The organism is Spirosoma humi (assembly GCF_054776575.1).
Genome location: NZ_BAAHBR010000002.1, coordinates 213,767 through 226,417, shown reverse-complemented (window position 1 = coordinate 226,417; position 12,651 = coordinate 213,767). Strand labels below are relative to the sequence as shown.

Here is a 12,651-nt window from a genome sequence, read left to right as displayed (position 1 = left end):
CGTCTGACAGCATTAAGCCGATGCTATGTGTGGGGGCCGTGGACACACGGCCCCCAGAATAAAGTAATCCAAAGCCTACAGTTTATTTCTTGCCGTACAGGCTGGTCAGCCAGGCTTTGCAGGCATCGGGCCATGCGTTGAGCGAACCGAATTTAGCCGTTCGGAGCCCAAAGCCATGCCCGCCGTTTGGATACAGGTGCATTTCGGCAGGAACCCCACTCTTCAAACAAGCCAGGTAAAACTCAATGCTGTTCTCAACCGGAACGGCTTTATCATCCTCGGCATGCACTAAAAAGGTAGGGGGTGTCTGCGCTGTAACCTGTAGTTCGTTGGAATAATAAGCAATCATCTCTGGTGAAGACACCAGTTTACCCAGCAGGTTATTCCGCGAACCAGCGTGCGCTTTTTCTCCAAATGAGATCACCGGGTATAGTAGAATAGCAAAGCTTGGCTTGGCCTGCTCATTAGCTCTGGGCCCCTTATTATAGTGCGTAGCGAGTGTAGAGGCTAAGTGCCCTCCAGCCGAAAAGCCCATCACGCCAATTTTATTGGGGTCAATCCCATAACGGGCGGCCTCTTTCCGGATAAGTGTCAAACCCTGCATCGCATCCATCAGAGGAACTTCCTGCTGATTCGTCATAATAGCGGGGTTGGGTAATCGATATTTTAAAACAAAAGCAGCAACCCCCATCTCATTGAACCAACGGGCTACGTCTGAACCCTCGTGGCTGGCGGCCAGAATTCCGTAGCCGCCACCGGGACAAATCATCACAGCGGCTCCGGTTGCTTTATTTTTAGACGGTAAATATACCGTTAATGTTGGCACAGACACATTGCTGATCCGGAGAATGCCATTGGCATCTGTTTCAGACTTTTCGGTGATCTGTGCCCCCGCAATTGCGTTGGGAATGGCTCCATCGGGCCAGAGTTTGACAATTTCCTGCGCTAACGCAAGGTTGGGTAGTGCAGTGGCCAGTAGCATACTAAGCAGTAGTAAACGCATGAAGAATGGTCGGCTCAAGGAGCATCGTTAGGTGGTAAAAAAGAAAAAGCCGACCCTGAGGCCGGCTCTACTCATATTTCTACTTCACTTTCTTCAGTTGACACTTTGTCACCCGATCCACCGTGCAACACTTCGATGAGTTCCTTAACCTGGTAAACGGTTGTATTGTAACGGTTTCCGAGAATTATAATCACATACTCATCCTTAGGACTGAACCAGAACATGGTGTTGTACCCTTTCCACCAGCCCGAATGGTAAATGTATTCAGGCTGTTTGTTATCGTTCAGCATCATTCGAAAACCATAGCCGTAGTTCTTCGCGCCCTTCTTTTCAAAACTGCGCGGCACAAACGCTTCGGCAAGCATTTTCTTCGGCAATAAACAGTCGCCGTTCAACGCCCGATACCACCTGAACAAATCTCCTGTAGTTGAATAAATCCCCTTATCACCAACGACATCATCGTAATAATCCTTGGGAATGCGTCGGTTCCACTGGTATCCCGCTGTTCGATGGTGATTGATCGAGTCGTTTTTCGTTGTCGCGACGAATGTTTGGTGCATGCCCAATGGCTCGAATATATTCTTTTGGATGAAAGCTTCATAACTCTGGCCTGTCACCTTCTCGATGATCGACGCCAGCACCATGTAATTGGTGTTGCTATAGCTAAACCCACGTCCGGGAATATTATAGGCTTTGGGTGTTGGCTTAACCGTGGCAAACCAATGCATGATTGTCGCGTTTGATGGATAAGGCTTCTCCTTTTTGTAAAAGTTCACCTTCATGCTATCATCAAAAGCGTATTGGTAATTCGGCAAACCGCTGCGGTGGCTCAACAATTCGCGAACGGTAATGCCATGATAAGGAAAATCAGGATAGAAACGTTGTATTGTATCCTCGAATTTAAGTTTGCCCGCTTCAATGAGTTTGAGTGTACCAACGGCCGTGAAGGTTTTTGACAACGACGCCAGTTGGAACTTCGAATCTTCTACGAGCGTATCGCGTTGATTCCGTTCAAAATGGCCTAAACCGAAGCAGTTCTTGTATAAGACGATGCCTTTCTGAGCCACCAGTACATTACCATTCAGCCCACCCCGGACTTTCTGTCTGAAAATGTCTTCGATCCTTCGGCTTTTCCCCTCGGCATTGATCTGTTGACGAATGGTCGTTTGTTCTGCCGTCGTCAGAACCTGTTCATCAGCACAATTACGCAACGCACGCGCCGACTTATTCAGGTTCTTTTGATCCTGTCCACAGGATGCACCAACACCAACCAGTACTAAAACGCAAAACCAACTCAAGAAACTATTCATTCGCACCATCCAAACTCACGTATTCGTTGAGTGATAAATTAAAAAAGCCTGGGTAAAAATAGCAATTGAGCGTTATACTAACCTGCTATATCTCTTAAAAAGAGATGAAAGTTTGCAATTGGGTTAAGTGATCCCGTACGACCAAGGTTCATTAAAACCCTCGGCGTGGCGAAACGATCGTCTGACGGTTTCCACCTCCTAAAACGCCTGTTTTCCGTAAGCTAATATAGCCCCCCACGCTATTTGGCAAAAGTTTACCTGCATCAACCGCTAACGAACCATTCAGAACAGTTCCCCCAAATAGGCCAATGGGTACCGAAGCGGTTAATAAACCAGAAAATTGCTTAGGAATCGTTAAGTATGGGACAGCGTATGTTCCAGCATTTTGGCTGTAGGATAATCGGACGATAATATCCACTTTATCGGCGACAAGTGCACTCAGGCCAAGGTGATAAGCACTCACTCGATTGTTGGCAATTCCGTAGCGGGGTGGTAACGATGAGCTTACTTCTTGTTGAGGTGTTAGAAAAGGCGTTCCAATTGTGCGACCAAAGTATGTCCAGCCATCTATAAATTGACTATTATTAAAGTAGTCATCCCGCCCTCGTTTCTGAGGATCTTCGAGAATAAATAAATCTCCACCTTGACTTCCCGTAAATAAATACTCCAGGGTAATCTGCCTTAGGAAAAATGCGGCTCCGGTCGGCTGGTCACGATTCCGTATCCGCAGCCCATTTAAGCCATCGACCAGATTCGTTCCATAGAACAGCGACCCATCGTCATATAGAAATTGCCGGTATGCGAACAGATTCCAATGGTTCAGATTAATATCCATGGCCAAGTCGACAGAGCCGAGGTGGTTACCCACTCGGTTTTCTTCAAAATGAGAAATTGTCTGAATACTCTGATCGTCTGGATAAGGATTTCGCGTACCCAGTACAACAGCAGGAAAATACTTGATACTCGAAGGTAGTTTACCGTTTGCGGATACGGTATTATCTAAGTAATCCGAATGCCCACCCCACATAACCTGATGGTTGAATCCACCATAGAAGCGTACACGCCAGGAAGGTTTCCCTATTCGGCCGTACAAAGATGATTGGTGCAAATAAGAGCCCTGCACCAGGCGACCATCATTCTCGAACCAGCCATGCGAAAAAGTACCCATAACCGATAAAACACCTTTCGTAAACGGAATAGGAGTAAAGACGGGTACGGCTAATTGTATTTTTGGGAAAGGTAATGTATTTCCCGACCAGATATAGGAACCGCTCGTGAGCAATGTATCAACAAGTCCAATAATTTCTTTTCGGCGTCCGGCGTAGAGCTCAAATCCGCCAATACGACCTTTTATGTAGGCTTCGGGAAGCAGAAATTGATTAGTTGCGCCAATGTTACCAACGACATTAAGACCATATCCCCAGTCTGCTTTGAGTTTATGCCCCGTACTGTCAGCGAGACGATAATCAGAATACAGCCCGGCATTGAGCCGAAGCGCTGGATTCTTGAGTGGTACAATCCCGTATTGATTGGCTCGCAGCCAGAAGGGCGTTTGATCCGATGAACCCAGAATACCCGTTTCTACCTGGTATTGACTAGTCCGCTGCCCGTACCCAGGGGTACAACCTGCAACAAGAATAACTCCATACCAAATATTCAAAAACAGAAATCTCATAGAAGGCAGGCCGAGTTTCAATTGATCAGACAAGAGCGGTTACTTGCCACGGCCCTGAGCCATCACCCGAAGTGTTTGGGCAATAATCCACATATCAAATAAGAATGACCGACGCTTTGGATACAGCAGATCATATCGCAGCCGCTGAACCATTTCATCGATATTGGAAGCATACCCGTATTTAATCTGGCCAATGGATGTAATACCAGGCTTTACTTTTAACAAAGAGCGATATTCGGGAGCAATTTCAACAATTTGATCAATAAAATGCTGCCTTTCTGGACGGGGACCAACAACAGACATGTCACCAATCAACACATTGTAAAATTGGGGTACCTCATCTAGTCGTGTACTCCGCATAAATCGACCCCAGGGCGTAATTCGATTGTCGAGTAATCCGCCGGACAGCACTGGGCCAGTCTTCTCGGAGTCGACATACATGCTTCGGAATTTATATATCTTAAACGGTTTGCCTCCTCGCCCAATACGCTCCTGCGCGTAAAAAATAGGGCCTGCTGAGGTAAATTTAGTGATAGCCGCCAAAACAAGAAAGAGTGGCATTCCTAAGCCAAGTGCTGCTACCGAGAATAATAAATCAAACGATCGCTTAAGCGTATTAACTTGAAAATCAGCTAACGTTTGCGACGAAAGATTTAGGATCGGCAAAAAATCATGATATTCTACGGATGCTCCACGAGCTAAAAAGCCTCTAAAATCCATTAAAAGTTTAGTCTGGTAATTAAATTCAATACCATGATCAACAACCATGCGAATTTGCTGACTGTCCATGTAGGGCATACAACAGTAGACACAATCGATGTGATTGGCCTGGATATAAGCTAACAGACTTTCGTAATTTCCATTTAGCACTTGACCATTATCAGCTGTTTTATCATCGAAGAAACCGCAGAAATGAAAACCCATTTCAGGGTGTGCGTCATAAAAATCCCGGATTGTATTCGCTAATTTGCCATACCCAACAATAATATACCGTCGATTATTATACCCTCTCGCCCGGTATTCATTTAAGAATAAGACCCCACCAACTCGGAAAACTGTTCCAAAACAAAGGAACAAGGCATAAGTAATAAGCAGATGTTCACGAGAATAATAATACCCCTGAATTGCTACCCAACATAAGGCAATCACGGCGGCATGAGTGAACGTAAGCAGAAAAAGCTGCTTTATCAAATGAAGCGACTTGAATAATTGCCTTGGGTATATATAAGGTTTAAAAAGCAGTATATCTAACAACCAAATTGCATTAAAGAGCCACCAAAGCGATGCATAAGGAGAATCAGTAATTGCTTCGAGTGAATGAAACTCTATCCAATAGGCACCTGCAAAAGCAGCATTTAAGCCCAGGAAATCAATGATAACATGGAGCGGGAAAAATAATATAGAATAACGATGCCTCATACATATCAGGGTTACACGCTGAGTTTGGCATGTGATTACCGAACTGTATGCCCTAAAAATAACGTATTCATTTAAGGAGCCGACAACAATATTATCTTGCGGCTCGATTAACTGGACCGCAAATTAGTGACAAACGCCTAGCAAGCCAAGTTTACATAGCAATATTTTATATACAAAATCCGTCATATCATTTACTTGTCCACAGCTTTTTTATACTCAGAAACGAACCTACACTGTTTTGATACAGTGACCCTACATCAGTCGCTAAAGTGCCTGTAATCAAAAGCCCACCCATAAAATTCAAGGGCGCCACTACATTTATATAGGAAGAAAATTGGTCACGAGGAAAGATATACGGCAAATTATACGTACCCAGATTTCGGCTAAACGATAGTTTTGTCTGATAAGCTATAGGTCCTGATAACAAACGTCCACTGATAGGAAGGCTACCAGCCAATCCAATATGAAATACATAAACTCGATTATTAGCCGTGAATGTTCCCTGCGGATATTGATCTTGCGGACCTAAAGCAGGAGGAATAAAGGGGGTGCCTATGGTATGCTGCCGATACGCCCAGCCATCTCTAAACTGCTGATGATTAAAGTAATCATCTTTACCACGCTTGCTTGGGTCATCGATGATGAATTCAGGGCCACCCTGACTGGTTGTATTCAGAAACTCGAACAGGATATCGCGCACAATAGCCTTTGGGTCATTTCTGCGAATACGAACGCCATTCAGACCATCGGCTATATTAATAAGGTAGAAGAGCGATCCATCCTCATATATATTTTGGCGGTAAAAGTATAACGTATGACGAACCAAGTCGATCTCAGCAGCTAAATCAACCGTGCCTAAGTGATTCCCAACCCGGTTTGTTAAGTCAAAGTAATTATACTGGCTGGTATCCGTTTGGCGGGGATAAAGAGCTGAAACAACATAGAAATAATTGATTAAGCCAGATGGTAACTTGCCATCCGCCTGGATGGTAGGTGGTATATTTTTAGGATCTGCAATTCTTCCTCCCCAAACGACCTGGTGATTTATTCCACCATATACTCTTACGACATCTTGCGGTCGACCAAAACGGAGATATAGTGATTTTTGGTGCAACATCGGGTTCTTAATGTAGCCGTTTGCATCCAGATAGCCATGCGCAAATGTTCCCTGAACAGCTACCCAACCTTTTGTAAAACCGATTGGGGTGAAGTTTGGAATAGAGATTTGAATTTTGGGAACGGGCATGGCATTACCTGACCAGGCGTATGATCCCGTTGACAAGCTGGAATCAGCCAGGCCAAACTTTTCTCGTTGCCTACCAATGTATAATTCAAAGATACCCCGCCTTACTTTCACATAGGCTTCGGGCAACAGCAACTTCCGCTCATAAGATAATTGGTTCTGCGTTGCGTTAGCAACTAAATTAAACCCATAGCCGAAATCATATTTTGACGTACGCCAACGACCCGTACTATGCTGAGAGCTATCATAATCATTATATATCCCTACACGAAAGGTTAGTGCAGGCGACTGATTTGGTACGACACCATATTGATTTGACCTTAACCAAAACGGCGTTTCTGTTGAAGAGGAGAGGTACGTACCTACTTCAGCTGAGTACTGAGTAGGCTTACGAATAGATTGAGCAAATAAACGGGGAGAAGCAATTAGTGAAGAAAAGCATACTAACAGTAAACCTGACTTTAGGCCTATATGCATTGAATGTGGGTTATCACGTGAATATACTAGGTCACAATATTAATGCCATCTGTCTATCTTTATTATACATCTCCTTGTTTTCTTAGAGTACGGACATAAAACGAGGCCTGATAAATTTATCAGGCCTCGTTTTATGTCCTATATAAAGGACACTACTTTTTGATGAGTCGGCTAATCGCTTTCTGATTGTTCGATTCGATAATAGGAATATAGACACCAGCATTTAGTGCATTGGGTTTCCATTCAGCTTTGTGCATACCCGCTGACTGGTTTTCATCCTTTATCAACTGACCTACAACTTTACCCTGTGCATCCGTTATCCATAAGTTCACTTTACCATCCGCAGGAAGATAGTAATCAATCATGGTTGACTGTTCAAAAGGGTTCGGATAAGCTTTCAATTGTAACGAAACCTCTGCAGGGACGTTATTGACTGGTTTAATGTCAGCTGCGAAAACACTTCCGTTCTTAGCCTGAAAACCAGGCAGTAAACTTATCGACTGACCAGCCTGATAAGCAACGACACTTCTCGTTCCTATTATATTAACCGCTTCTATCGTTTCTACAGCTTGTTCCAGATGTTGCCCCGCTTTCTCATAACTGATCTGAATTCGTACCGATTGCGGTATCGTTTGCGCAAGAGCAAGTAACGATAGACAGCAGCCTATTAGCGTCAGTAAATATCTCATATCACTTACGTGTTTTAGGCTGAAGTTTATTTACCCGTTGCTCTAAGCGAGTGCTTTTCTGTTTCAGAATGTCATTCTGTTTTTTCAGTTCGATAACATACAAAGTAAGCTCTTCTACTTTTTCTAGAAGCTTCGCTTGCATTTTGCCAACATCTACACCCTGCTCAACCACTTCCTCTGCTGAAGGAACTCCAGGGAGGTGTTTATTTTTAGTTATGTATGATTCTACATCCCGCAGTTTACGCAAGTGGTAACCCGAATCAAACACTCGGTCTGACCAGTCACTTGTACTTTTTACAGCTACTTTTACCTTTTCTGTTAAAATACCGTCAGAAACATACAACCGGTAACCAGCCGGTGTTTGTGCTACACCAGGCCCAATTATAACGCCCCCTGAATTTGTGTTTTGAACATTGTTTCCGTCAGTCGACCATAAAGCATCTGAGTCAGCAGCAGCACGCACATTAGGAGACCCTGAAGTTGCCAGGATTACATCTCCCTGAGCGTTTACCGTCAAAAACTTATTTGTAGTAGCTGTCGTGGTAGCAGCACTTGTCAAATTTGTTAAACGTAAGCCCGAGGTACCGCTTGTACTCGACACAAGTTCTAGTTTAGCTGCTGGTGCTGAAGTACCGATACCCACGTTAGCCTTATTACCAAGAACAAGCGCATTAGAGGTAGATACCTGTGCGTTTGCGCCAATGGCAATAGCATTTGTAAGATTATCTGCATTAGCCCCTGTACTGTTAGCCTGCCATCCAATAAATGTATTATTATTACCGCTCTTATTATTTAAACCAGCATCTTGGCCAATCATAACATTGTAATTCCCAGTAGTAGAGTAATATCCAGCTTGGCTTCCTAAAAACAAGTTGTAACTCCCATTACCACAATTGTATCCAGCACCATTACCAATGAAAGTATTGAAATTACCTGTTTCGTTCTGCTGTCCAGCTGAGTTACCCATAAAGGTATTATAATTACCTGACTGATTAGAGTATCCAGCATTACTGCCAATAAATAAATTGGCAAATCCAGTAGTAGTTCTATAACCTGTACGTTGACCAATAAACGTGTTAAATGAAGCAGCAGAGTTAACACTACTATAACCCGCATATGTTCCTATAAATAGATTCGCACTACCTAGGCTGTTATAGCCCGCAAACGTCCCCACCGAAACATTTTGAACACCTGTAGAATTATTAACGCTAACCTTAGAGCCAATAAACGTGTTAAGCGTACCCGAGGTATTGGCGGAGCCAGCTAATGAACCAATCATTACATTATCGCTACCCGTGCTGTTCGCTCCTCCAGCATCAGAACCAATAAATGCATTATCATTTCCTGTTGTATTAGCGTATCCCGATCCTGTCCCTAAAAAAGCGTTGTTGTTTCCAGAACTATTAAAGTATCCTGCTCTAGAGCCACTGAACACATTGTTGTATCCCTCTGTATTTGAATATCCAGCCTCTGCTCCCATGAAGGTGTTGCTAACACCCAACGTATTGTTATACCCGGCACTAAATCCGACAAAGGCATTTTTTTGTCCAGATGTATTTTTGTTGCCTGCTAACGCCCCTAGAAAAGCATTCTGAGTACCTGCCATGTTTTGAATGCCTGTACCTCGCCCGATAAACAAATTACTAGCTCCGCTCATATTTAAATTACCGGCTCCAACGCCAACTAGTGTGTTGTCAGAACCCGGTGTGGATGACGATGGACTAGTCGCAATGTAATTAGTTTGAGAATACCCTTTTATTGATGTAAATACAAGAATTAAGGTTACATATACTTGTTTCATCATTCAACCTTTTTGTTTAAAAGTACACACTTTGTTTAAAATTTAGCAAATATCGTACCATACAAGAAGTACAATGTTTTAGATTTAGCTTTTAATTATTATAACTATTCATTTAACTTATACTTCATAGGTATAGGTAGAAGTACGTCTAGATTGAAATAGTAGACTGTTACAGCCACTGGCTGGGGGTTAACGATAATTCATAGAAGGTCCTGTTTAAAAGTCAAAAATAGTAAATTCATTCCTATACACTACTAACGTCTATAAGTTACATAATGCTTGCGCCCAACCCAGCTAGAGCGAAAGTGAGCTGATTAAATAGAGATTCGTCTGTATTTTCAGATAGATATGGAATAAATACTATTACAGACATAGTAATTTACAAAGTAGAAAGGCTGGAAAGGAACTTGAGGTATGGAAAGTAATTGTGGTATCCTATTGAGCATATGAGAGACGGAAGGATCTTTTGGCTATGTGTTACATTATTGAATATAATGAAGCTGTTTAGGATTTCATTTTTCTGTTAATTCTCCTGACGAACAAGACGACAAAAGCCAGCCAGTGAAGCGAGAGCCAATTTGCGATATTTCTCTCGTAACGGACCAACAGCGCTTTGAAGCTATCTATCCAGGCGTTGGCATGCTCAATAACCGTACGCCGTTTATAGAGTTATTCATCAAAATAGGTCCATTCTATTACAACGCTAGTGCCCCAACTAGGGTTGACAGCAATGTTGGTCTCAATCTCCCTCTTTCTACAAGCCAGCCGAAAAACCTGAGCGTCAAAGTCACTATCTGCATTGAGAAACAACCCGTTAAGATTAATCGACTCCAACAGCACACACAGTTCCTCAAAAAGTTTGTCAATCTCAAACAGATCATGCGTGGTGGCCCGTGCCATGATTACCAGCCTGGGGAGTAGCACAAGCCAGCATCAGTCCTTTGTTATCAGCCAAAAACAGACTTGTGGTGGTCTTTGTGGCTTTTCGCCCCTGATAGCCTACCGCTTGTCCCCCATTTTTGGCTGGTGTATGGGAACCATCAAGCTGGAGGCTCGACAAGTCCAGAAATCGTCTATTGAGTCGGAGCACGTTCAACCAAACCTGCTTCCAGGAGCCATCTTTGCACCACTCATTAAAATGGTAGTACACGCCTTGCCAGGTCAATCGTTGGTTGTCAAAGAATTGTTTGACAGGGAGTTGTCTCCATTGGCAACCTGTTTTAAGTTTATACAGAATGTCCTCAATCAAGGCAGGCGCTTCTATTTTAATGTCTTTGCCCCCTTGCCCAACAGACAAGTAGGGCAGTATCCATTTTTCAATCGTAACTTTGTCGAGGACTTCCATGAAGGGCTAAAATTTGTGTTTCGCACCTCAAATTTCGCCCTTCTTTGGGAGTCTTTTGCATTATCCTAAACAGCTTCAATGTCTTATTCTTCGTATATCAAATGGAAAAGAACTATATTTTGCGGTTATATTGGCTTAGTAATTGCACAAGCTAGCACAAAGCAGATTTATATATAATCGCAACTCCAGCCAACTTTATGATAGACTCGTACTATCGATTGTTTATACTAAAACGGTAACTATGAAAATTACTCTAGCATCATTTATAACAGTATCGACGTTCATTTCCAGCTTCGGTCAGCAAATCACAATATCAGACTTGGAACCGTTGAATATACGGTCGGATGCTAATAATGTTACACTCTTCGTCGGTCTTAGTACAACAGCAACTAATGGAGGAAGAGCAAATACGTTTGTTGGTTACCAAGCGGGGCAACGTGTAACTTCCGGAGCAGAAAACACAATCGCTGGTTACCAGGCTGGATTTAATAGCTTAGGATCATCTAACCTTTTTTTAGGAGCTTACGCGGGTTTTAGCAGTGTTAATTCAAATTCATCTTTTAATACATTTATTGGGCAGCGTACAGGTTACAGCAATACAAGTGGCTTTTCTAATATATTTTTAGGTAGTAATGCTGGTTATTCTAATCTGTCAGGTAATTATAATACATTCATTGGTAATTCCGCAGGGCAACAAAGCCAGCTAGGAAGTTTTAATACATTCCTCGGAAACGGAGCGGGCTATAACGCCAATAATGCTAACTATAATCTTTTTATAGGGGCTCAAGCAGGATTCTATACTACTACGGGTAATTATAATGTAATTCTAGGACAAGACGCTGGTCTAAATAATAAGGGTGGCAACAACAATACGTTCATTGGTAAAGGGGCAGGGGGCGATCAAAATAGTCCCAACCTAGAGAACGCAACTGCTATTGGAGCTAATACAATCGTTTCAGCAAATAATTCTTTAATACTGGGTAACAGTGTTAATGTTGGTATTGGTAATTCTACACCAAAAAATAAATTAGAGATAACGCAAGGAACAAATGGAAATAGTGGACTCCGATTTACTAATTTGACCAGAGCGAGCCAAGCTGTTTACGTCGGTCAGACTAAGTTTCTTACCGTTAATGATCAAGGTGATGTGGTATTAGGCAGTACAAGTAGTAGTCCTTTCCGAGAAGCCGCATCTCACAATGATGTCTTATGGAAGAGCAATGGCAGCAACATCGAAAATTCAAATGAAGGAGGTGTAATAATTGGCCCAGGAATAGATAAAATCCCATCAGGTTATCGATTACTCGTTGCCGATGGCATACTGACTGAAAAAGTAAAAGTAGCAGTAAAAACCACCAATGATTGGTCAGATCATGTATTTCAACATAAATATTCGTTACTCAATCTGCTCGATTTAGAACAATATGTGATTAAAAATCAACACTTACCAGGTATTCCTTCGGCCAAAGAAGTGGTTAATGAGGGGATTGACCTTGCTAAGATGGATGCCAAATTACTTGAAAAGATTGAAGAGTTGGCACTATATACTATTCAATTGAAAAAAATTAGTCAAAAACAAGAAGAAGAAATTAAAGAACTAAAAAAATTAGTTCACCTATTACTCTTACGAAAATAAAGAGACCCAGACCAACCGCTTTTCATTTTGCTCAATATCTATTTTGATTGACG

General features: G+C 42.6%; 9 protein-coding genes. 1 reads left to right on the top strand and 8 read right to left on the bottom strand.

The window, feature by feature from the left end; translation table 11 throughout:
* Window positions 1-82: 82 nt before the first annotated feature.
* From ACYU8Y_RS02755 to ACYU8Y_RS02720, 8 genes are all read right to left on the bottom strand, one after another.
* Entirely contained in the window at window positions 83-1,003 is a 921-nt protein-coding gene (locus tag ACYU8Y_RS02755) for an alpha/beta hydrolase (protein WP_460933961.1), read from the bottom strand.
* A 71-nt stretch (window positions 1,004-1,074) separates the two neighbouring features.
* Complete coding sequence (locus ACYU8Y_RS02750; protein ID WP_460933959.1) at window positions 1,075-2,322, bottom strand: serine hydrolase domain-containing protein; 1,248 nt, start codon at window positions 2,320-2,322, stop codon at window positions 1,075-1,077.
* A 142-nt stretch (window positions 2,323-2,464) separates the two neighbouring features.
* A complete protein-coding gene (locus ACYU8Y_RS02745) occupies window positions 2,465-3,988 on the bottom strand; it encodes a capsule assembly Wzi family protein (RefSeq protein WP_460933957.1) in 1,524 nt (507 codons plus the stop codon).
* Between the two features lie 39 nt (window positions 3,989-4,027).
* On the bottom strand, window positions 4,028-5,407 hold the full coding sequence (locus ACYU8Y_RS02740; protein ID WP_460933954.1) for a sugar transferase: 1,380 nt from the start codon (window positions 5,405-5,407) through the stop codon (window positions 4,028-4,030).
* A gap of 187 nt (window positions 5,408-5,594) precedes the next feature.
* Window positions 5,595-7,127: a capsule assembly Wzi family protein gene (locus ACYU8Y_RS02735; protein ID WP_460933952.1), complete on the bottom strand. Its 1,533-nt coding sequence runs from the start codon at window positions 7,125-7,127 to the stop codon at window positions 5,595-5,597.
* Between the two features lie 152 nt (window positions 7,128-7,279).
* Window positions 7,280-7,816 (bottom strand): T9SS type A sorting domain-containing protein, encoded by a 537-nt coding sequence (locus ACYU8Y_RS02730; RefSeq protein ID WP_460933950.1) that lies wholly within the window; start codon window positions 7,814-7,816, stop codon window positions 7,280-7,282.
* Window position 7,817: 1 nt separating this feature from the next.
* On the bottom strand, window positions 7,818-9,620 hold the full coding sequence (locus tag ACYU8Y_RS02725) for a beta strand repeat-containing protein (protein WP_460933948.1): 1,803 nt from the start codon (window positions 9,618-9,620) through the stop codon (window positions 7,818-7,820).
* An 874-nt stretch (window positions 9,621-10,494) separates the two neighbouring features.
* Window positions 10,495-10,962, bottom strand: a complete 468-nt coding sequence (locus ACYU8Y_RS02720) for a transposase (RefSeq protein ID WP_460933946.1) — start codon at window positions 10,960-10,962, stop codon at window positions 10,495-10,497.
* A 241-nt stretch (window positions 10,963-11,203) separates the two neighbouring features.
* Between ACYU8Y_RS02720 and ACYU8Y_RS02715 the strand changes: the two genes are divergently transcribed.
* A complete protein-coding gene (locus tag ACYU8Y_RS02715) occupies window positions 11,204-12,598 on the top strand; it encodes a bZIP transcription factor (protein WP_460933944.1) in 1,395 nt (464 codons plus the stop codon).
* The last annotated feature ends 53 nt before the right edge of the window (window positions 12,599-12,651 follow it).